Annotated in this window: 12 protein-coding genes; 8 read left to right on the top strand and 4 right to left on the bottom strand. The window is 65.0% G+C overall.

The window, feature by feature from the left end; translation table 11 throughout:
* Positions 1–159 precede the first annotated feature (159 nt).
* A complete protein-coding gene (locus tag AC5RUQ_RS11070) occupies positions 160–720 on the top strand; it encodes a hypothetical protein (RefSeq protein ID WP_493947374.1) in 561 nt (186 codons plus the stop codon).
* 75 nt (positions 721–795) lie between these two features.
* Here the strand turns inward: AC5RUQ_RS11070 and AC5RUQ_RS11065 are convergent, their stop codons facing one another.
* From AC5RUQ_RS11065 to AC5RUQ_RS11050, 4 genes are all read right to left on the bottom strand, one after another.
* Positions 796–2,238 (bottom strand): dicarboxylate/amino acid:cation symporter, encoded by a 1,443-nt coding sequence (locus AC5RUQ_RS11065; RefSeq protein WP_493947373.1) that lies wholly within the window; start codon positions 2,236–2,238, stop codon positions 796–798.
* Positions 2,239–2,500: 262 nt separating this feature from the next.
* A complete protein-coding gene (locus AC5RUQ_RS11060) occupies positions 2,501–4,183 on the bottom strand; it encodes a DUF885 domain-containing protein (protein WP_493947372.1) in 1,683 nt (560 codons plus the stop codon).
* Positions 4,184–4,255: 72 nt separating this feature from the next.
* Complete coding sequence (locus tag AC5RUQ_RS11055; RefSeq protein WP_493947371.1) at positions 4,256–4,492, bottom strand: acyl-CoA carboxylase subunit epsilon; 237 nt, start codon at positions 4,490–4,492, stop codon at positions 4,256–4,258.
* Positions 4,489–6,072 (bottom strand): acyl-CoA carboxylase subunit beta, encoded by a 1,584-nt coding sequence (locus AC5RUQ_RS11050; RefSeq protein WP_493947370.1) that lies wholly within the window; start codon positions 6,070–6,072, stop codon positions 4,489–4,491. The genes AC5RUQ_RS11055 and AC5RUQ_RS11050 overlap by 4 nt, the downstream gene beginning before the upstream one ends.
* A gap of 223 nt (positions 6,073–6,295) precedes the next feature.
* On the opposite strand from AC5RUQ_RS11050, the gene AC5RUQ_RS11045 reads away from it, so the two are divergent.
* From AC5RUQ_RS11045 to AC5RUQ_RS11015, 7 genes are all read left to right on the top strand, one after another.
* On the top strand, positions 6,296–7,183 hold the full coding sequence (locus AC5RUQ_RS11045) for an SDR family oxidoreductase (protein ID WP_493947369.1): 888 nt from the start codon (positions 6,296–6,298) through the stop codon (positions 7,181–7,183).
* A gap of 49 nt (positions 7,184–7,232) precedes the next feature.
* Complete coding sequence (locus AC5RUQ_RS11040; RefSeq protein WP_493947368.1) at positions 7,233–8,141, top strand: biotin--[acetyl-CoA-carboxylase] ligase; 909 nt, start codon at positions 7,233–7,235, stop codon at positions 8,139–8,141.
* Entirely contained in the window at positions 8,134–8,733 is a 600-nt protein-coding gene (locus tag AC5RUQ_RS11035) for a PH domain-containing protein (protein WP_493947367.1), read from the top strand. Before AC5RUQ_RS11040 ends, AC5RUQ_RS11035 begins: the two co-directional genes overlap by 8 nt.
* On the top strand, positions 8,723–9,847 hold the full coding sequence (locus AC5RUQ_RS11030; protein ID WP_493947366.1) for an adenylate/guanylate cyclase domain-containing protein: 1,125 nt from the start codon (positions 8,723–8,725) through the stop codon (positions 9,845–9,847). The genes AC5RUQ_RS11035 and AC5RUQ_RS11030 overlap by 11 nt, the downstream gene beginning before the upstream one ends.
* 106 nt (positions 9,848–9,953) lie before the next feature.
* Positions 9,954–16,127 (top strand): Ig-like domain-containing protein, encoded by a 6,174-nt coding sequence (locus AC5RUQ_RS11025; RefSeq protein ID WP_493947365.1) that lies wholly within the window; start codon positions 9,954–9,956, stop codon positions 16,125–16,127.
* A 142-nt stretch (positions 16,128–16,269) separates the two neighbouring features.
* Positions 16,270–22,395, top strand: coding sequence for an Ig-like domain-containing protein (locus tag AC5RUQ_RS11020; RefSeq protein ID WP_493947364.1), 6,126 nt, complete (start codon positions 16,270–16,272; stop codon positions 22,393–22,395).
* Between the two features lie 50 nt (positions 22,396–22,445).
* Positions 22,446–23,417 (top strand): AAA family ATPase, encoded by a 972-nt coding sequence (locus AC5RUQ_RS11015; protein ID WP_493947363.1) that lies wholly within the window; start codon positions 22,446–22,448, stop codon positions 23,415–23,417.
* The last annotated feature ends 9 nt before the right edge of the window (positions 23,418–23,426 follow it).

Raw genomic sequence — 23,426 nt, 5'->3', positions numbered from 1 at the left:
GCAAATTTGCACTGTGGGCAAGTTTTGTCGGCCCACTTTCACAGCTGGATGAAAGGTTCCGAACAGCTCTTCCAGAACCTGCGCCGGGATGCTGGTGGTGCCTCGGAAGAGGCGAACCATCAGCAGCCGTCACCGACGGCGGATCCAGGAGACACAAAAATGTCACGCACAAAGAAAATGACCCTCGGCCTGTCAGCCACGGCGCTGGCCCTTGTTGGCGGAATCGGAGTTGCCGGCATGGCCTCCGCCACCACAACACCGGCTCCCGCACCCAGTGCCAGCTCCAGCGCATCCGCGGACGGGAGCACCAGCACCGCGGGAGGAGGCATGGGCAAGCACGGCAGCCGCGGTGGGGAGCGGGGCATCGCACAGGCATCCGCGCTGGCGGAAAAGCTCGGGGTGGAGGAAGCCAAAGTGACGGAGGCGCTGCAGGCCTTCCGTGAAGCGAACAAGCCCACAACCCCGCCCACGGAAGGCACGAAGCCCGATGCCGCCACCCGCGACGCAGCCTTGGCCACATCACTGTCCGGAACCCTGGGCATCGAGGAGTCCAAGGTCAGCGCAGCCTTGGCCGAGCTCCGCGCTGAGAAGCAGGCAGAGAAGGCCGCAGCCCTCAAAACGCGGCTGGACCAGGCCGTGACGGACGGAAAGCTGACGCAGGCCGAGGCTGACGCCGTGACCAAGGCGGTGGAAAACGGCGTCATCGGCGGCGGCCGCTGACCTGTTGACGGCATGAAAAAGTCCCCGGGAAAATTCCCGGGGACTTTTTCTACCGCAGTAGTGAGCGCAAGACCCTTAGGCCTTCGCGTCCGCCAGTTCGCGCGCTGTGGTGTCCGTGGAGGTTCCGTCGGATGGGGCGGCAGCGGCGGTGTCCGCAGTGTCGTCAGCAAAAGGGGTGCCGTTGCGGGGTGCGTTGTACAGCTCCTCGTCCAGGATGCCCTGGCGCTTGGCCACGATGGTGGGGACGAGCGCCTGGCCGGCGACGTTCACCGCGGTGCGGCCCATGTCCAGGATGGGATCGATGGCGAGGAGCAGGCCGACGCCGGCAAGCGGCAGTCCCAGCGTGGACAGGGTCAGCGTGAGCATCACGACGGCGCCGGTGGTGCCGGCTGTTGCGGCCGAGCCCAGGACCGACACCAGTGCGATGAGCAGGTACTGGCTGAAGTCGAGCTGGATGCCGAAGAACTGTGCGACGAAGATGGCGGAGATGGCGGGGTAGATTGCCGCGCAGCCGTCCATCTTGGTGGTGGCGCCCAGCGGCACGGCGAAGGAAGCGTACCCGCGGGGGACACCGAGGCTGCGTTCGGTCACGCGCTGGGTCAGGGGCAGGGTGCCCACCGAGGAGCGGGAGACGAAGGCCAGCTGGACGGCGGGCCACACGCCGGAGAAGTACTGCCTGACCGACAGTCCGTGGGTGCGGACCAGGATGGGGTAGACCGCGAAGAGGACCAGGGCCAGGCCTACGTAGATGGCGAAGGTGAATTTGCCCAGCGAGCCGATGGTGTCCCAGCCGTAAACAGCCACGGCGTTGCCAATGAGGCCCACGGTACCCAGCGGTGCGATGCGGATGATCCACCACAGCACCTTCTGGATGACGGCCAGTGCAGAGGCGTTCAGGTTCAGGAACGGCTCGGCCGCCTTGCCCACCTTGAGTGCGGCAACACCGACGGCGATGGCGATCACCAGGATCTGGAGCACGTTGAAGCTGACAGAGGTGGTGACGGCGCCGGACTCGGCAACGGTGGAGCTGGCACCCAGTCCGAGGAAGTTTTTGGGGAAGAGGCCTACCAGGAAGGCCCACCAGTCACCGGACTTGCCGGAGTACTTGGCTTCCTCGGTGATGCCGGTGTTGGCGCCGGGCTGCAGCAGGACACCCAGGCCGATGCCGATCAGCACGGCGATCAGGGAGGTGATGGCGAACCACAGCAGGGTGTTCCACGCGAGCTTGGCGGCGTTGGACACCTGGCGGAGGTTGGAGATGGAGCTGACGACAGCGGTGAAGATCAGGGGCACGACGGCGGTCTGCAGCAGGGACACATAGCTGGACCCGATGGTCTGCAGTGTGGCGCCGAGGCCATTGGGGCTGGCTTTGGTGCTGCCGGTGTACTTGGCCAGCAGGCCGAGGCCAAGCCCGACGATGAGGGCGGCGATGATCTGGAAGCCGAACGAGCCAGCCCACTTGGGGAGCTGGAAGCCGGTCTTTCCTGCGGATTCTGAGGGGCGGGTTTGAGTGCTCACCCGATTACGTTAGGGCCCGGCTATATATCACGGCGAACGAACATTGAGAAATATTACGAGGCCAAAGTTGCAGCAGCAGGAAAAAATCCCCGTTAAATCAAGGGTGTGAAGGCGCTTTGTTAAGTATTCCCACCCCCGCTGTGGTTAATGTCTCCCAAAGTGGACACAAGGGGCCCATCCGGCAGCGTGCTCCCCACCGGCCCCCTAACCTCGCAAGCTCTCGGCCAGGGAACCCTGCCGGCGTGGGCCCAATCAGTGAAGGTCAGAGCAGTGCCCGCCGCAGGGTGTCCAGGCCGACTGAGCCGATGTTCAAAGCCCTTGTGTGAAACTCTTTCAGGTCGAAGCCGGGACGGGCTTCGAGTTCTGCGCGGATCTGTTCCCAGAGGCGCTGGCCTACCTTGTAGGAGGGTGCCTGGCCTGGCCAGCCGAGGTATCGGGTGAACTCGAAGTTGAGCTGTCCTTCGCTGATGGGGAGGTTTTGTTTCAGGAACTCGTAGCCCTTGTCCGCAGTCCAGGTGCCGGAGCCCCAGCGTTCGGGGACTTCGAGTTCGAGGTGGACGCCGATGTCGAACACCACGCGGGCGGCGCGCATCCGCTGCATGTCCAGCATGCCCATGTGGTCACCGGGATCGTCCAGGTAGCCCAGTTCCTGCATCAGCTTCTCGGCATAGAGTGCCCAGCCTTCGCCATGGCCGGAGGTCCAGCAGACGTTCCGCCGCCATTTGTTCAGTAGTTCGCGGCGGTAGGTGGCAGTGGCCACCTGGAGGTGGTGGCCGGGAACGCCTTCATGGAACACCGTGGTGGTCTCGGCCCAGGTGGTAAAGGTATCCTCACCGGCCGGGACGGACCACCACATGCGGCCGGGACGGCTGAAGTCGTCCGACGGGCCGGTGTAGTAGATGCCGCCCTCATCTGTGGGGGCGATGAGGCACTCGAGTTTCCTCATAACGTCCGGGATGTCGAAATGGACGCCGGCCAGCTCCGCCACGGCTTTGTCGGAGAGTTCCTGCATCCACTCCCGCAGCGCCTCCTTACCCTTGAGCTGGCGCGCGGGATCATTGTTCAGGATGTCCTTGGCCTCGGCGATGGTGGCACCGGCCTTGATGGTGTGCGCCACTTGTTCCTGCTGGGCGATGAGGCGGTCGAGTTCCTCCACGCCCCAGGAATAGGTTTCCTCCAGGTCCACGGTTGCGCCAAGGAAGGAACGCGAGGCCAGCGCATACCGGGCCCGGCCCACGGCGTCCTTTTCAGGCGCGGCGGGCAACAGCTCGGTCCGCAGGAACCCGGCCAGTCCGGCGTAGGCGCTCCTGGCGGCGGCAGCCCCGGCGTCGAGCTCTTCCTGAACGGCGGCGGGCAGCGGCCCGGCGGCGGTGGATGCTCCCGCCGCGAGCTTCGCGAAGAAGCCGTCCTCCGCGGCGTACTTTGTGGTCTGCTCAATGACTATTTTTACCTGGCGCGCTGCGGAAACCCGGCCGGCGTCCCTCGCCTGCCGCAGGGAGTTGATGTAGCCGGCAATAGCTCCCGGAACGTTGAGTGCGCGGCCGGCGATGTGCCGCCAGTCCTGCTCTGTTTCCGTGGGCATGAGATCGAAGATGGCACGGATGTCCTGGGCGGGGGAGGCGATGTTGTTCAGGTCCGCGTACTCCCAGCCGGAGGCATGGATCAGCAGCTGCAGGCCCAGCCGCTCCTGCATGGCATCAAGGGTGACGGCGTCGACGTCGTCCTCGGGCTCGAGTCCCTCAAGGTCGGTGAGGGCCTTCCGGGCAGCCTCCGCGAACTCAGCGATGCCGGCGGGGGAGAAGTCCTGGTATTCGGTCTCGTGTCCGGGCACGCCGAGGGTGGTGGCGAAGGACGGATTGAGCCGGATGAGCGTGTCCGTGTAATGATCCGCGACGGCATCGATGCGGGTTTTCGGGCGGGCGGCGGGAGCAGTGTCTGTAGTCACACCACGAGACTAACGCTTCGGAATGTGGGACCGCTGGGCCCACGCCGCCCGAGGTTGGAGGAGTGGCGGGGATCAGCCGCGGCTTCGCTTCCATGCCCCGGGCCCGGGCGTGGGGGCCAGCCGGAGCTGCTGCCGGCGCACCCAGTGCCGCACCGACGGCTTGCCGGCGGGTGCGGGCTCCCCGCCTCCCAGGGAAAGGACGACGGCGGTCAGTGCCGCCAGTTCCTCGGCCGTCGGCTGGCCTTTGACAACAGACAGCAGGGGGGCAACAGGCGAATTGTTTTCGGCGGGCTCGTTGGGGACGGTCACAGCGGGATGTTCCCATGCTTCTTGGTGGGAAGGCTGGCGCGTTTGTCGCGGAGCGCACGCAGCCCCTTGATGATCTGGGTCCTGGTTTCGGAGGGTGCGATGACGGCGTCGACATAGCCCAGTTCGGCTGCCTGGTACGGGTTCAGGAGCTCTTCCTCGTACTGCCGGATCACTTCGGCCCGCCGCGCTTCGACGTTTCCGCCGGCTTCGGCAACGGCTGCGAGGTCGCGGCGGTAAAGGATGTTAACGGCTCCCTGTGCGCCCATCACGCCGATCTGTGCGGTGGGCCACGCCAGGTTCAGGTCGGCGCCCAGCTTCTTGGAGCCCATCACGATGTAGGCGCCGCCGTAGGCCTTGCGGGTGATCACGGTGAGCTTGGGCACGGTGGCCTCGGCGTAGGCATACAGGAGCTTGGCGCCGCGGCGGATGATGCCCTGGAATTCCTGGTCCTTGCCGGGCAGGAACCCGGGAACGTCCACCAGGGTGATGATGGGGATGTTGAACGCGTCGCAGTGGCGGACAAAGCGGGCGGCCTTTTCGGAGGCGGCGATGTCCAGTGTGCCGGCGAACTGCAGGGGCTGGTTGGCCACGATCCCCACCGTGTGGCCCTCCACCCGGCCGTATCCGATCATCACGTTGGGCGCGTACAGTGCCTGCATCTCCAGGAAGTGGGCGTCGTCCACGATCTGCTCAACAACGCTGCGCATGTCGTAGGGCTGGTTCGCCGAATCCGGGATCAGCGTGTCCAGGGCGAGGTCGTCGTCGTCGACCTCCAGCTCCTGCTGGTGGTCCAGCACGGGTGCCTCGGAGAGGTTGTTGGAGGGCAGGAAGTCGAGCAGTTCACGCACGAATTCGATGGCGTCGGCTTCGTCCGAGGCAAGGTAGGTGGAGGTGCCGGTGGTGGCGTTGTGCTGGCGTGCGCCGCCCAGGGTTTCCATGTCCACGTCCTCGCCGGTGACGGTCTTGATGACGTCCGGGCCGGTGATGAACATGTGCGAGGTTTTGTCCACCATCACTACGTAGTCGGTGAGGGCGGGGGAGTAGGCCGCACCGCCGGCGGAGGGGCCCATGATCAGGGAGATCTGCGGCACCACCCCTGAGGCGTGGACGTTGTTGCGGAAGATATCGGCAAACATGGCCAGCGAGGCCACGCCCTCCTGGATGCGGGCTCCGCCGCCGTCGAGGATGCCCACCACGGGGCAGCCGTTGCGGAGCGCGAACTCCTGCACCTTGACGATCTTTTCGCCGTTGACCTGGCTGAGGGAGCCGCCATAAACGGAGAAGTCCTGGCTGTAGACGGCTACCGGGCGCCCGTCCACGGTGCCGTACCCGGAGACCAGGCCGTCGCCCAGCGGCTTCTTCTTTTCCATGCCGAATGCAGTGGAGCGGTGCACGGCCAAGGCATCGAATTCCACGAATGAGTCTTCATCCAGCAGGAGGGCGATGCGTTCCCGGGCAGTGTTCTTGCCGCGGGCGTGCTGCTTTTCAATCGCTTCGGGGCCGGAGGGCTGTTCGGCACGGGCCTGGCGGTCGCGGAAATCGGCGATCTTTCCCGCTGTCGTTGTCAGATCGTGGCTCATCAAAATATCTCCGGCTCTGTAGCAGATTGGTCCTGTGGCGCTGTCCTTCGTGGCAGGTCTGATGCGGGAGTTAAGTAGCATCCACACAAAAAACGAACCCTGCTGGCTAGTCTAGTGACGCTTCTGACGCCGGCCGCTGTAGAAAACCTACAATTTTCTGCCGTGCCGGCACCCGCCGCACTATGTTACTCACGAGTAACATAACTGGGTTACAGTGGTTTTTATGACTTTGAGCAACGACGCTTCGGGATCGCCTGCAAGCCCCTACCAGCCCACCGGTACCCTCCGTGGCCGCACCATCCTGATCTCCGGCGGAAGCCGCGGTATCGGCCTGGCCATCGCCACCAGGGCGGCCCGGGACGGCGCCAACATTGTGCTGCTGGCCAAGACCGGGGAGCCGCATCCGAAACTTGAAGGCACCGTCTACACGGCTGCCGAACAGTTGGAGGCGGCCGGCGGCCAGGCACTTCCGTTGGTTGGCGACGTCCGGCGTGACGAGGACGTGGCGGGAGCCGTTTCCGCGGCCATGGACCGCTTTGGGGGCATCGACGTCGTTATAAACAACGCCTCGGCCATTGACCTGTCCGGCACTGATGCCGTGGACATGAAAAAGTACGACCTTATGCAGGACATCAATGTCCGCGGGACGTTCCTGCTGTCCAAGCTTGCATTGCCGGCGCTGCGCGCCTCCGCAGGCGGTCACATCCTCACGCTTTCACCCCCGCTGAACCTTGATCCGCACTGGGCCGGTAAGCACTTGGCCTACACCATGGCGAAGTACGGGATGAGCCTGACCACCCTCGGGCTCGCCGAGGAGCTGAAGGGCGACGGTATCAGCGTCAACTCACTGTGGCCATGCACCCTGATCGACACAGCAGCCATCCGCAACATGCCCCGCGGCGAGCGCATGGTCCAGGCCGCCCGTGGGCCGCAAATCATGGCCGATGCCGCCCACGCCGTATTAACCGGCGCCAATCTTCGCCCCGGCGCTGCCGCCAGCGGCAACTTCTACACCGATGAAGAGGTGCTTGCGGCAGTCGGCGTGCAGGACTTCCGCCCCTACAGCCTGGGAGCACCGGAGGACCGGCTCGTTCCGGACATCTTCCTGTAGGCGGCAGCACTGCGCGTCCCGGGAGGATTTAGCTCGGTAGGATTTAGCTATGGATGACGCACATACCCCCGGTACGCCCCTGAACCGGAGGGACCTGGCGGATCAGGACTTCCTGTCCGCCACCGGCATCCCCCGGCTGGAGGTAGTGGACTCCACCGGGTCCACCAACGCTGACCTCCTTCGCTCCGTCACCGTCGAGCCTGCTGCCTGGCCCGACCTGTCCGTGCTCACTGCCGAGTATCAGACGGCCGCGCGCGGCCGGCTGGACCGGCACTGGGAAGCGCCGCCGCTGAGCTCCATCTCCGTTTCCGTTGTCCTGCGGCCCGCCAACGCAGAGGGGCGGCCGCTCCCCACGCAGACCTATTCCTGGTTGTCCCTGGTTGCCGCCCTGGCCCTGCGGGAAACCCTCCTGGAAACGGCCGGTATCCCCGCCGAACTGAAGTGGCCCAACGACGTGTTGGTGCGGGGCAGGAAGATCGCCGGCATCCTGGCGCAACTTGGTCCCATGGTGGACGGTTCCGTGCCGCCCGTCATCCTGGGAACCGGCCTGAACGTCACCCTCGGTGCAGCGGACCTTCCTGTCCCCACTGCCACCTCCGTGATGCTGGAGGACGCAAGCACGGTGGACCGGACCCTGCTCCTGAAAAGCTACCTTTCGAAGTTTGCTGTCCTGTACCGCAGCTTCTGCAATGCCGACGGCGACCCGGCGGCAGGGATGGCAGGCGGCACCTCACTGCACAAGCGGGTTGAGGCGGCCATGGTCACCCTGGGCAAGCAGGTGCGGGCCCAGCTTCCGGGGGACCACGAAATTATCGGCCACGCGTCCCGGCTCGACGACTACGGGTCTCTGCTGGTGGTGGACCGCGACTCCCGCGAGCACGTTGTCACCGCCGGGGACGTGGTTCACCTGAGGCCGTGGACCTCCCCGGACGCCTCCGGCCAAGGCGGTTATGCGTAAAAGCCTTGTCCCGGGCGAACAGGTGATTGTCACCACCCGCCCGCAGCCGAGGAAACTCGCAGGTGCCGCGGCTGCCTTTATCTTCTCGCCGGCAATTGCGGCCTATTTATCGGCCTGGGTGATCCGCGGCGAAGCCGGGCGGGCAGTTCCCGTTCTTTCCGGCCGTTGGACACCTTGGCTCGTGACGGGCTGCATCCTCGCGGCTGCTTCGGTGTGGCTGGGCTTCTGCCTGCCCCGGCTCCTGCGGTGGCACGGGACCCGCTATACGCTGACCAGCAGGAGGATGGTGGCCAGGTCCGGTATGTGGAAGCGGCAGGACCAGCAGGTGAACCTGGCGTCGGTCCGAAACCTGACTGTCCATGAGTCGGTCCTGCAACGCCTCTTCCGTTCGGGGAATATATCCTTGGAAATCGGACACCAGGGAGTGGTTACTTTCCGGGATGTGCCGGAAGTGGCCAGGTTCCGGGACTTCATCCTCGATGCCATCGAGGACCTGCCGGACGAGGACGATGCCCAGTCGGGCGGAACGACGGATTACCCCGCCGGGGCTTTGCCGTGGGAAATGAGAGAAGGTGGACCAGATGAACGATGAGCACCAGCAGGAACGTGTCGAATCCATCGAGCCCACTCCTGCCGCTGACGCCCACCCGGCCACCGGCACCATGTCCGCCGAAAGGCTGGCCATGAAAGCCCTGGAAGCCCGCCTGCTGGGCGGGGAACGCAAGCTCCGCCGTCGTGAAGTCGCCGCCGGTGCGGGGCTGTCCCTGCTGTCGGCGCGCAAACTTTGGCGTGCCCTGGGGTTTCCCAACTTCGGCGACGAGGATGTTGCCTTCACGGAGCGTGACCAGGCAGCACTCTCCAACGTGGTGGACCTGGTCCGTTCAGGGAAGCTGACGGAGGAAGCAGCCATTTCCGTCACCCGCTCCATCGGCCAAATGACGGACCGCATGGTGGTCTGGCAGATCGAGGCCTTGGTGGAAGACATGGTGCACGAACAGGGCGTCAGCGATGCCGTTGCCCGCAAGCGCCTGGTGAATGAGCTCCCGGCGCTGGTGGATGCGCTGGAGGAAATGCTGGTCTACTCCTGGCGCCGCCAGCTCAACGCCGGCGTCCAGCGGCTCGCCGTCCGCGCCGAAGCCGGCCTGCAGGCCAGTGAAGAAGGCCGCGAAGGCGACGAGGACGACGCCCCGTTGCCCCTGGCACGTGCCGTCGGCTTCGCGGACCTGGTTTCCTACACCAGCCTGTCCCGCCGGATGAACGAAAAGACCCTGGCCCGGCTGGTCCAGCGGTTTGAAAACAAGTGCGCGGAAATCATCTCTATTGGCGGTGGCCGCCTGGTCAAGACCGTGGGTGACGAAGTCCTCTACATCGCGGAAACGCCCGCGGCCGGCGCCGAAATCTCCTTGGCGCTGGCCCAGGCCTTTACCGAGGACGAGATCCTGCCGGAAGCCCGGGTGGCGATGGTCTGGGGCCGGATCCTGTCCCGGCTCGGCGATATTTACGGGCCCACTGTGAACCTGGCGGCCCGGCTGACCACGCTGGCGGACCCGGGCACGGTGCTCGTGGACTCAATGACTGCCTCCGCCCTGGAGCACGACGAACGGTTTGTGATGGTGCCGCAGCCACCCGAGAACGTCCGCGGTTTCGGCGAAATCCGGCCGGTGCGCCTCACCCGCGGGCTCGGCAAGGGCCTCGTCCTGGACTAAGCGGCGTATTTATCCACTTGTTGGTTTATTCAGTTATATTTGTTGTGCCCGGCTGTGAACGCCGGAAGCCCGGCCGTTGCCGGGATCTACCTGGGGGAACCGTTCCATGGATTTTCGCGGACGAGCGCGCGCAAAAAGCGCCTCAACCACGCTGGCGCCTCGCCGTCCGCTCCTACAATCGCGTCTTTTCAGCGGCACCGTTCTCGGGTTGGCTCTCGCCGTGCTGGTGGTTGGGGCGGTGGTCTATCCAGGGTTTAAGACCACTGAGGTGGAGCTGAATGACGGCGGCGTTTGGGTGGTGTCCAAGTCCAAGAATGCCGTGGGCCGGCTGAACTATCCGTCCCGGGTCCTGGACGGTGCTGTGACTCCGGCGTCCACCACCTTCGACATCCTCCAGGATGCCGGGGACGTGTTTGTGGATGACGAGGCCGGTTCAACCCTGAACCAGGTGTCGCCGGCCACCATGCGCCTGGGCGGGGACAAGCAGCTGCCTGGTGCGGCTGAGGTGAGTTTTGGCTCCGAGGTGATTTCGGTGACGGACGCGGCATCGGGCAAGGTGTGGGCGGTGTCGCCGTCCACGGTCAACGGTTTTGACGAGGAAGCCACCGAGCCGGTGCTGGTGGGCTCTGACGGCACCGTTTCGGCGGTGGGGGAGGATGACCGGATCTACTCGGCCGATCCAAAGTCAGGCGTGGTGACGGTAACCGGTGTTGACACCAACGGTGGTGTCACGTCCTCGGAGTCTGAAACCTGGGGCGAGTTGAAGGGCTCGGGTGACCTGCAGTTGGCCGTGGTGGGGGATAAGCCGGTTGTCCTCGATGCGGCCGCGGGAAAGCTCATCCTGCCAGGCGGTAAGCGACTGCAGCTGGACAACGCCCGCGAGGCCAAGTTGCAGCAGGGCGGTCCCGCCAGTGACTTTGTAGCCATCTCCACACAGAAGGCGCTGCTGAAGCAGCCCCTCGACGGCGGCACGGCGAAAACGGTGGCGTTCGACGGCGAAGGTATCCCGGCCGCGCCCGTCCAGTTGGGCGGGTGTGTCCACGCGGCCTGGTCCGGTGCCAACAAGTACGTCCGTGACTGCACGAACGACGCTGATGACAAGAACGTGGACGTGCCCAAGGCGAGTGCGTCGCCGTCGTATGTTTTCCGGGTGAACCGGGACCTGGTGGTCCTGAACGACGTGAACTCGGGCAACGTATGGCTGGTGAACCAGAACATGCAGCTGGTGAACAACTGGGACGACGTCATTCCACCCAAGGAAACCTCGGACGACGCCGACAAAGACTCCGCGGACGAGGTCCAGCAGACAGTCCTGCCGGACCGTACCAAACCCAACAGCCCGCCAACAGCCAAACCGGATGCCTTCGGTGTTCGTGCCGGAAAAACCACCATCCTGCCGGTCCTGGACAACGACACGGACCCCGACGGCGATATTCTCACCCTGCGTCCTCCAGCCGACGTAGCAGTGGGCGCACTGGCCACCATCTACGGCGACACCGGCTTCCAGATCTCCGTCCCTGCTGACAAGACGGGCGCCGGCACCTTCCAATACACCGTTGACGACGGTCGGGGATTGTCGGCCCCAGCGGATGTTTCACTCCGCGTGGTGCCGCTTGGGGAAAACTCCGGCCCCCAGCCAAAGCCCAACCGCGAAACCATCCTCGTCGTTCAGCAGGGCAAATCACTGACGCAAAACATCCTCACCAACTGGATGGACCCCGACGGAGACGATCTGTTCGCCGAGTCTGTTTCCAGCCCTGACCCGCTGGACCAGGTCCGGATCCGGCCCGACGGCCAGCTGACCTTCCAGGACTCCGGCACAGCGCCCGGCAAAAAAGTCCTCACCGTCAGGATCTCGGACGGGACAGACGCCACCGAAGGAAAGATCACCGTTGACATCCGGGCGCCGGGGGCGCTGCCCCCGGTCGCCAACGCCGACCACGTCATCGCCGTTGCCGGAACCGACACAGTAATCACGCCGCTCAAGAACGACGTTGACCCGCAAGGCGGAGCCCTCCGCCTGGCCCAGGCAACCACCGACGAGCAGGCCACCTCAGCCATCGGAGCCGATCAGCAGACCTTCACGTTCAACTCGGGCGCTGTCGGCGCGCACTATGTCACCTACCTCGTGACCAACGGGCCGGCCAGCGCGCAGCAGCTGGTGCGGGTCGACGTCGTACCCGGCAACAAGGAAGGCGCGCCGGTCGCGGTGCGGGACACAGCATTGCTTCCTACCGGCGGCAGCGTCCTGGTGGATGTCCTGGGCAACGACTCCGACCCGTCCGGCGGCGTCCTGGTGGTGCAATCCGTCGCTGTCGACGCTGGGCTGCCGGTCAGCGTCTCCGTGCTCGACCATTCGGTGGTCCGTGTCACTGACATCCGCGTCGAGGGCCAGTTGACCCTGAAGTACACCATCTCGAACGGGCGGTCCTCCGCCGTGGGCGAGATCGCCATAGTGGTGGTGCCTGCGCCCGCCAAGCTCCAGCCCCCGCAGGCCAAACCGGATGAAGCGACGGTACGGGCCGGCGATGTGGTCACCATACCTGTCCTCGATAACGACACCGACCACAATGGCGGCAAGCTCACCCTCGATCCCGAACTGGCACAGCAGCCCGACGAACTGGACGGCCGGATGTTCGTCGCCGGAGACACGCTGCGCTTCATCGCCGGCGAAAGTTCCAAGACCGTCTACGCCATCTATAAGGTGCGTAACGAGTCGGGGCAGGTGGACTCCCAGCAGGTAACCATACGAATCCAAGCCCGCGATGACGAGCGCAATTCGCGGCCCGAGCCGCGCAACCTGACCGCCCGCGTGGTCTCCGGAATGAACGTCAAGATCAACGTCCCGCTGGACGGCATCGATGCGAACGGTGACTCAGTGCAGTTGATAGGCATTGACAAGGCAGCGGGCATGGGGACGGCCACCGTACGGGATGGCTACCTTGAATTCACTGCAGCCGGCAACGCCGCAGGAACAGACACCTTCACCTACCGGGTCCGCGACCGGATTGGTGCGGAAAACACCGGAACAGTGATTGTGGGCATCGCCCCGCCGGGAGCCAACAACCAAAAACCCATCGCCGTCGAGGACCGCATTGACGTCCGGCCGGGACGAAACGTCGCGGTGGCAGCTCTGGCCAACGACTCCGACCCCGACGGCGATCCCATCGCCCTGCTGGCCGACACCTTCGAGGCCCGGCCGGAGCTGCGGGTGGAAGCAACGGAAGACTCAAAAGTACTCTTCACGGCACCATCCACGGCCGGAAACGAGAGCATCGGCTATGGAATCCAGGACGACAAAAAGCTCACAGCGAAGGCCGCGATCAGAGTCCTCATCAGCCCTGACGCGGAGCTGAAGCGGCCCGAAGCCAAGGATGACAGGGTGACCCTGTCCGAGACGCTGGGCAAGAGCGCTGTGGACGTCTCCGTCCTGAAAAACGACTCCGACGCGGATGGCGTAGCAACAGAGCTGAAAATTTCTCTACCCGACGGCAACCCCAATGCCCGCGACGGCGGTGCGGGAAACGTCGTGGTGACCCTTACTCCGCGGGACCAGCTAATTCCCTACACGGTGACCGACCTCGACGGATTGAGCTCCACAGCCGTGCTGTGGGTCCCCGGCCAAGGCGCCCAGCACCCCACCCTTGCCAGGAATGACACCGTGGAGGTGATGGCCGGCAAGGACATCACCCTGGACCTTAACGAGTACGTACGCGTGCGTGACGGCAAGCGGCCACGCATCACGGTGGCGGATTCCGTGCGTGTCCAGGGCGCGTCTCCCGAGAACGTCATTGCAGATGACGGCACAGCCCTGCGGTATGCGGCGCTAACAGATTACGTGGGCCCGGGGTCCTTGACTTTCGAAGTCACGGACGGCAACGGTCCGGACGACCCTGATGGACTCAAGTCGACACTGGTCATCATGACGAAGGTCATTCCGGACCCGAACGCCAACCACCCGCCCACCTTCAGCGGTGCCACGCTCGACGTCCCGGAGGCCGAAACCGCTGAACTGGATCTCCGCCCGCTGGCCGAGGACGTCGATGAACAGGACAAGGACAGCCTCAGCTTCAGCCTCGACGGCCAACTACCCTCGGGGTTCCAAGGCGATGTTGAGGGTGCAATCCTTAAGGTCCGGGCGGAGACATCCGTCGCCGCAGGCTTCTCCGGGAGCATTCCCGTAAAGGTCACGGACGGCAGGTCCCCCGCGGTGCAGGCAGCCGTTACCGTGCGGCACGTCGCCTCCAACAGGCCAATGCCCGTAGCCAATGACGACGCCGTGGACAAGGCAAACGCCGGCAAGAGAGAAACTGTCAATGTCCTGGGCAACGATGCGAACCCCTTCAACGATTCGCCGCTGAAAATCGTCGATGTGGCCGTTGAGACCGGGTCATCCGAAGGACAGCCAACATTCGACGGTGATTCAGTCACCGTCACCCCGGGCAAGGGATTCAAGGGCGTCATGGTGGTCCGCTACACCATGGTGGACAAAACCGGCGACGCATCCCGCCAGGCCACAGGGCGCCTGCGGCTCACCGTCCGGGATGTTCCTGACGCCCCGTCTGCCCCCTCAGCCACCGACGTCCGAAGCCGCACGGCCGTCCTCAAATGGGCGCCGCCGTCGGACAATGGCGCCGCCATCACCGGTTATCGGGTGGAAGGAACAAACGGCTTTTCCCAGGAATGCTCCACTACCACCTGCACCCTTTCCGGACTGACCAACGACGTCAAGTACGTCTTTACCGTCCTTGCCGAGAACGAGGTAGGCAAGTCACCGGTGTCGGCGGCTTCGAACGAAATCCGGCCCGATGAAAAGCCGTCACCACCCGAGGCTCCCACGGTCAAGGCTGGGGACAAGAACATGGTCATCAACTGGCCAGCTGCGAAAACAGAAGGTTCAGCGGTCAAGCACTACAACCTCGAGATTTCCCCTCCGCCTTCGTCCGGCGTAGCGGTGAAGAACGAGGTGGCGGGACACACGTACACCTGGTCCGGCCTCTCCAACGGCATCAAGTACAGGGTCCGGGCGCAGGCAGTGAACGAGCTGGGACCCTCCGAATGGGGCATCTACTCCGTGGAGGACAACCCTGCCGGGGTGCCGGGGGCACCTGCGGCGCCCACTACGGCGGTTGCCTCGGCCGTAGGCAGCGAAAACCAGATCCGGGTGGACTGGGCTGAACCGGATACCAACGGCGACCCCATCCGCAACTACTACGTCACCATGAGCGGAGGCGGGGCAGCCCCACAAACCCAGACCGTGGCGGGTACCACCCGCACGGCGGTGTTCCGGGCGCAGAACTCCGAAACGGGTTACACCTTCACCGTCCAGGCTGACAACAAAGCAGGCAAAGGCGCGGTAAGCCCGGCCTCGGCTCCCCGCCGTGCGACCGGCAAACTCGGCCAGGTCACCGGCGTCACTGCCACACCCGCGAACACTGACGGCCCCGGCCGGCAGGTCACCGTCAGCTTCCGGGAGCTTACTGACGCCGAACGGAACGGGTCCAGCCGGGAAGAAGTCAGCTACAGCTACAACGCCACGAACGGCTCCAGCGGACCCATCCGGCCTGGCCAAACGCTTGGCGGATTCGCAAACGGAACCGAGGTCGGCATCACCGTGATCGCCCACTCCACGGCGGCTCCCAGCTCGAACGCGAGCGCGCCGGGCAGAGCGACTCCCTACGGCTCCCCGGGCAGTCCTTCAGCCTCCGGGCAGGACGGCGCGATCAACCAGAAATCGGTAACCCTTAGCTGGTCGTCTCCCTCCACCAACACCAATGACGTGGCGCAGACCAGGATCAACGTCGGTGGCCGTGGCTGGGAAGACGCCGTGCCCTCCGGCAGCAGGACAGTGAACACCACAGGGTACGAGGAAACGGTGACCATCCAGGTTCAAACTTTCAACTCCTTGGGGGCGGGGGGCCCTGTTGCCCAGGCCAGCGCCCGGTCCGGAAGAATCGGCCAATGGGAGACGAGCATCAAAACGTCGGATCCCAATTTTGAACGGACCTGTACTTTCACCCAGGGTGGATCCAATTACCGGCCGAACCCCTATTTCGACTGCGATGGCCGGTCCGGAGACGTTCCGCCCTGGTTCTACAAAGTCACGCAGGACCGGATCGTGGTGAAGTGCTTCATCGAACAAAGCGACAACTGGTCCGGGACCGGCATTTTGCAGTGGTGGCGGGTTGAACCGGGCTCGAGCAGGAATGTTGGGCGGTTCGTCATCGCGGGCCACACCACACTGCCCAACCCGGCTGCCCTTGGCGCGCCCCGATGCTGACAACCCGGCTCCCCGTGGGGCAGATGTCCCCATCGCGGCCCGGCCGCCAGTTCGGTAGGCTTGCCGTGAAAACCGGGCCCCTTTCGGGCCTTGGGACAGCCCGCCGCTGGGGCGGCTGCACTATTGAGGGAACAAACAAGCTGTGACAAGTCTGCTGGGGAAACTTGGGCTGAAACGGCGCCACAAGAAGTTTGTCAACGGAACGGCGTTCGGCGCCGCCGTGGCTGTTGTGGTCACTGGTGCTGTGTTGTATCCCGGATTCAAAACCACTGAGGTGGAGCTGAATGACGGCGGCGTTTGGGTGGTGTCCAAGTCCAAGAATGCGGTGGGCCGGCTGAACTATCCGTCCCGGGTCCTGGACGGTGCTGTGACTCCGGCGTCCACCACCTTCGACATCCTCCAGGATGCCGGGGACGTGTTTGTGGATGACGAGGCCGGTTCAACCCTGAACCAGGTGTCGCCGGCCACCATGCGTCTGGGTGGGGACAAGCAGCTGCCTGGTGCGGCTGAGGTGAGTTTCGGCTCCGAGGTGATTTCGGTGACGGACGCGGCATCGGGCAAGGTGTGGGCGGTGTCGCCGTCCACGGTCAACGGTTTTGACGAGGAAGCCACCGAGCCGGTGCTGGTGGGCTCTGAGGGCACCGTTTCGGCGGTGGGGGAGGATGACCGGATCTACTCGGCCGATCCAAAGTCAGGCGTGGTGACGGTAACCGGTGTTGACACCAACGGTGGTGTCACGTCCTCGGAGTCTGAAACCTGGGGCGAGTTGAAGGGCTCGGGTGACCTGCAGTTGGCCGTGGTGGGGGATAAGCCGGTTGTCCTCGATGCGGCCGCGGGAAAGCTCATCCTGCCAGGCGGTAAGCGACTGCAGCTGGACGACGCCCGCGAGGCCAAGTTGCAGCAGGGCGGTCCCGCCAGTGACTTTGTAGCCATCTCCACACAGAAGGCGCTGCTGAAGCAGCCCCTCGATGGCGGCACGGCGAAAACGGTGGCGTTCGACGGCGAAGGTATCCCGGCCGCGCCCGTCCAGTTGGGCGGGTGTGTCCACGCGGCCTGGTCCGGTGCCAACAAGTACGTCCGTGACTGCACGAACGACGCTGATGACAAGAACGTGGACGTGCCCAAGGCGAGTGCGTCGCCGTCGTATGTTTTCCGGGTGAACCGGGACCTGGTGGTCCTGAACGACGTGAACTCGGGCAACGTATGGCTGGTGAACCAGAACATGCAGCTGGTGAACAACTGGGACGACGTCATTCCACCCAAGAACGAATCCGACGAGCAGGACCAGGAATCGGCGGACAACAACACCATCAACGTCCTGCCGGACCGCACCAAACCCAACCGTCCCCCGGAAACCAAGCCCGACGCCGTCGGCGTGCGCCCCGGACGAACCACCATCCTCAGCGTCCTGGACAATGATTCCGACCCCGACGGCGACGTCCTCACCGCCGCCTTGGCGGATACCGGTCCCCAAACCGGAACGCTGGAAAACATCTACGGCGGCACCGCCTTCCAAATCTCCGTCCCGGCCGACGCCAAACCGGGGACCGAGACGTTCAGCTACAACGCCTCGGACGGGCGCGGCCTCTCCGCCGCCGGCCAGGTGACCCTCAGCGTGGCGGCTCCGGAGGAGAACAAACCGCCGCAGTTCAAGCGCGGCGACACCACCACCATGCTGGTGGAACAGGGCAAGACCGTCAGCCAGAACATCCTCACCGACTGGATCGACCCTGACGGCGATGACCTGGTCCTCCTCGACGCCAAGGCTGACAACGACCAGGACCAGGTGAAGGTCCGCCGCGACGGCCTGCTGACCTTCCAGGACTCCGGTGCAACGGCCGGCAAAAAGAACGTGGAAGTCACCATCTGGGACGGCCGCGCCACCGTCACCGGAAAAGTCGTGGTCAACGTCCAGCCGCCCGGAGCGTTGGCGCCGGTAGTCAACGCCGACCACGTCACCGCCGTGGTGGGCCAGGACCTGGTCATCTCGCCGTTGAAAAACGATGTGGACCCCAATGGAGGAGCCCTCCGCCTGGCCCAGGTGGAAGCCAACGGCCCCGCTGAACTGGGCCCTGTGACCGACGGCGGCACCTTTACGTTCCGCAGCACCACCCCCGGCCCCGTCTACCTGACGTACATTGCCAGCAACGGTCCGCAAAGCAGCCAGGGCCTGATCCGCGTTGACGTGGAATCCGGCGACGATACCGGCAACCCGGTTGCCGTCCACGACGTCGCACTGATGCCCACGGGCGGCAGCGTGCTGCTGGATCCGCTGGCCAACGACTCCGATCCTTCCGGCGGTGTGCTGGTCCTGCAGTCCGTGAAGCTGCCGGAAAATTCGACGGCGTCCGTCAGCGTGATCAACCACAGCGTCCTGCGCATCACCGACATCCTGGGAACCAGGGACCCGATTCTCTTCGAATACACGATGTCCAACGGGAAGAAGTCGGCCACCGGCAGCGTCTCCGTGGTGCCGGTCCCGGCGCCCGCCGTGGTGGAAGCACCCCAGCCGAAGCCGGACGAGGTGAACGTCCGCGTCAACGACGTCGTCACCATTCCGGTGCTGGACAACGACATCCACCCGCAGGGCCAGGAACTCACGGTCGATCCGGTCTTGCCCCAGGGCGTGGATCCTTTGGACGGGAAAAGCTTCGTCTCGGAGAACACCCTTCGGTTCATCGCCGGCAGCCAGCCCAAGACAGTCCGTGCCATCTACAACGCCGTCGACCCGCAGGGCCAGAAGAGCGCCGCGGCGGTGACCATCCATATCCTGCCACTGGAAGGCGCCGAGAACTCGCGCCCGCAGCCGCGCAACCTCACTGCCCGGGTGGTGGCCGCCGGCACTGTCCGGATTCCCGTCCCGCTGGACGGCATTGACCCCGACGGCGACTCCGTGCAGCTGACCGGCATCGACAGCACTCCCGCCATGGGCACGGCGACCGTTGGCAGCAACTTCATCGACTTCACCGCTGCCGGTGACGGCGCCGGCACGGACACGTTCCGCTACAAAGTGGTGGACCGGCAGGGGGCCGTCAATACCGGAACAGTCACTGTCGGCATCGCTCCCCGCGGCGACATCAACCAGAAACCAACGCCTGTGGACGACGAAGTTCGGGTACGCCCGGGGCGCCAGATCGCCGTCGATGCCACCGGGAACGACACCGATCCCGACGGAGACCTGATCCGCATCCTCACGGACGGCATCGAAGCTGACGCTGCCCTCCAGGCAACCGTCAGCAGGACGAGCGGCCGGATTATCCTGCTGGCGCCGGGTGAAGCCGGAACCGTCAATGTGCGCTACACCGTCGCCGACGACAGGGACGCTTCCGCGCAGGCCGCCATTCGCGTCGTGGTGGACAACGAGGTACCCCTCAAGGCCCCCATCGCCCGCGATGACAGGGTGACGTCAGCCCAGACCATGGGGAAGACCGCCGTCGACGTCCCCGTCCTGAAAAACGACGAGGACCCCGACGGCGTGGGCGAGAACCTCAAGATCAGCACCGGGGCCACCACCGCCCGGCCCGGCGCCGAAGGCACCATGATCGTGGACCTCACCGAGCAGCCACAGCTCATTCCGTACACCGTGGAGGACGTGGACGGCCAGCAGTCGACGGCGGTCATCTGGGTACCGGGCCTCGGCCAGCAGCTTCCCACCCTGGCCAAGGACGAGGTCATCGAGGTTGTCGCCGGCCAGTCCGTGGACGTTGACCTCGACGAATGGGTCAAGGTCCGGGAAGGCCGCTCCCCGCGCTTGACCCAGGCTGACCGGATCAAACTCATTGGTGCCGACGGCGGGGACCCGGTGACCGGTGACGGCACTGGCCTGAAGTACTCGGCCGGCACGGACTACGTGGGCCCGGGTTCACTCACCTTTGAGGTGACGGACGGAACCGGGCCCGATGATCCTGCCGGGCTGAAGTCCACGCTCAGCATCCGCACCAAGGTGATGCCGGATCCCAACAAAAACAACCCGCCGGAGCTGCTGGGGGCCAGCGTGGATATCCCAAAGGGCGACTCCGCCAGCACGGACCTCGGGAAGCTGACCTCGGACCCGGACGGCGACGACGTCGAGAGGATGAAGTACGAACTGGTGGGCGGTTCGCCCGCTGGATTCAACGCCAGCGTCGACGGCAAAACCCTGAAGGTCTCGGCTGCCGATTCCAGCGGCACCGGAACCACCGCTGCCGTCCAGGTCAAGGCCAGGGACCCGCGCGGTCTCGAAGCCACCGCAACGTACCAGTTGGCGGTGACCGCTTCGAACCGGCCGAAGCCGGTGGCCAACGACGACCTGGAACCCAATGCGGCTGCGGGCAAGCCCGTGACGGTCAATGTCCTGGCCAACGACGCAAACCCGTTCCCGGAAACCGCGCTGAAGATCATCGCGGCCGGTGCCGAAACGGGCAGCGGCAACGTTGAGGTGAACGGTGATTCCGTGACAGTGACCCCCGCGCCCGGCTTCACGGGAACGATGGTGGTGTCCTACACGGTGTCCGACAAGACGGAGGATCCGTCCCGGCAGGCTACCGCCCGCGTCCGGCTCACGGTCAAGGACAAGCCGCAGGCCCCCGCCACCCCCCAGGCGCAGAGCGTGGGGGACCAGACGGCACTTCTCACCTGGTCCGCCCCGGCGGACCGTGGTTCGCCCATCACCAAGTACACCGTCTACGGCGAGGGCGGGTTCCAGCATGACTGCCCGGCCAATACCTGCACCCTCAACGGCCTGGTGAACAACACCAAGTACCACTTCCAGGTGACGGCCACCAATGAGTTCGGCGAATCGGACCGTTCACCCGCCTCAGCAGAGGTGCGTCCGGACGTGAAACCCGATACCCCGCTGGCCCCGTCGCTGAAGTTCGGGGACAAGGAACTGTCCGTCAACTGGACCGCACCGGCCAGCAAGGGATCACCCGTCAAGTCCTACGACCTGGAGATCTCTCCGCCGCCGGCCGGCCAAAACGCACAGATCCAGAACCTGACCGCTGTCAGCTACGTCTGGAAGGGCCTGCAGAACGGCGTCTCCTACAAAGTCCGGGTCCTGGCACGCAACGATGCCAAGGAGCCGTCCGAGTGGAGCCCGTACTCGGCTGCCGAAGTGCCGGCCGGCGTGCCGGCAACGCCTGCAGCCCCCGCGGCTTCCCAAGCGGGTTCCCTTGGTGCGCAAAGCCAGCTGAAGGTCACGTGGACGGCACCAAACAACAACGGCGACGCCGTCTCGGCCTACACCCTCACCACCCTCCGCGGCGGCGCGGTGGTGTCCAGCCAGCAGGTGGCCGGCACCTCGCAGAACGTCACGGTGGACAACTCCGAGGCCAATTACACCTTCACGGTTTCCGCCACCAACAAGGCCGGAACCAGCGGGACCAGCGCGCAGTCAGCGGCCATCCGGGCCGTAGGCAAGCCCGGAACCGTGGCCGCTCCCACGGCATCACTGGTGGAAACAAGCGGCAATGGCGGCAAGATCGATGTGCGCTTCTCCCAGCTAACGGATGCGCAGCGGAACGGCTCCACCGCCGGGGAAGTCACCTACCGCTACAGCCTGACCTCAGGGGGTGGAACCGGCAGCATTCCTGCCGGTGGAGGTGTGGTGCCCGCCCAAAATGGAACGAATACAGCGGTTGTGGTCTGGGCGGTTTCTTCCCGCAGTTCTGCTGCAGGTGACGCAAGCGCTCCGTCCAACTCCGTCAATCCATATGGCCTCGCCTTCGCTCCCAATGTCACCGGCAGCAACAGCAGCGGCGTTGGAGACAAAACAGTCTCCTGGACGTGGAACCAGCCGGACGGAAACGGCCGTGCCGTAACGGGTTACCAGTACAGCCTGGACAACGGACCGTGGCAGGACACCCAGCAGCGTTCCTTCTCCAAGAGTGTCGGCTTCAGTGAGACCCACAAGCTTGAGGTTCGCGCCATCAGCGGCGGCCAGGCCGGTCGCATTGGCAGCGATACCTCCCGCAGCGGGGCAGAACCACCGCCCCCGGTCCCCACGTCCTGGACCATCACCGCCACACCGGTGCGCAGCTGCACCGAGCCGGGGTATGGCGTCGACAGCTTCCGGGCGGGAAACCCGTCGTCCTGCGTCGGCGGCGGCAAGTGGCTGCCGGAGAACACCCCATCGCAATCGGACTTCTACGTGGTCTGGTACAAGACGTCCGAGAACCCCTCGGGCATCTGGTACCACCTGACCACCGGCCCTGCCGCCGGTAACTATGTCCGGCACGACACCACCAACCGGGACGGCCAGGGTCCGCCCGCGGGCATGCCGCAACGCTAGGCATACCGACCCCACTTCGAGCACCACCAAGACTGAAAAGGACTTACTCCATGACCATGACCACCGAGCAGGCCGAATGGTTTGCAGGCACCTTCGAGAAGCTTGTTGCCAACGTCGGCCAGGCCGTGCTGGGCAAGGAACACGTCATCCGGCTGACCTTCACCGCCATGCTTGCCGAGGGGCACGTCCTGTTCGAAGATGCCCCCGGCACCGGCAAGACCTCCCTGGCCCGGGCACTGGCAGCCACGGTGCAGGGCTCCAACAACCGCATCCAGTTCACCCCTGACCTGCTGCCCTCGGACGTCACCGGTGTGACCATCTACGACCAGAAGACGCAGAAGTTCGAGTTCCACAAGGGCCCGATCTTCAACAACATCGTCCTGGCCGACGAAATCAACCGCGCGTCGCCCAAAACCCAGTCGGCACTGCTGGAGGTCATGGAGGAATCCCGGGTCACCGTTGACGGCGTCACCTACTCCGCCGGACGCCCGTTCATGGTGATGGCTACGCAGAACCCCATCGAACAGGCGGGCACCTACCGTTTGCCGGAAGCGCAGCTGGACCGCTTCCTGATCAAGACCTCCATCGGCTACCCGGACCACGCCTCCACCGTCCGGCTCCTGGGCGGATCCAACCTGAAGGACCGATCCAAGGAGCTTTCGGCCGTCATCACCACCCAGGCAATCGCGGACATGGCGGACCTGGCCGCAACGGCGCACGTGGACACAGCGGTCCTCGAGTACATCTCCCGGCTCTGCGAAGAGACCCGCAGCGCGCCCGAAACCCGGCTTGGAGTCTCGGTGCGGGGCGCACTGGCCATGGTCCGGGCCGCGAAGGTGTGGGCAGCAGCCCAGGGACGCAACTTCGTCCTTCCCGACGACATCAAGGAACTTGCACCGGTGGTGTGGACCCACCGCTTTGTGATGGACCCCGAAGCCGAGTTCTCCGGAGCCACTGCAGACGCCGTTTTGACCCGCATCCTGGCGGACGTCGCTGCTCCCCAGCAGCGGGCCAGCGCCTGACGCCGCACC

The organism is Arthrobacter sp. MDT2-3, from assembly GCF_059090465.1.
Note: the sequence above shows the minus strand (reverse complement) of the source record. Positions and strands in the feature narration are given on the sequence as shown.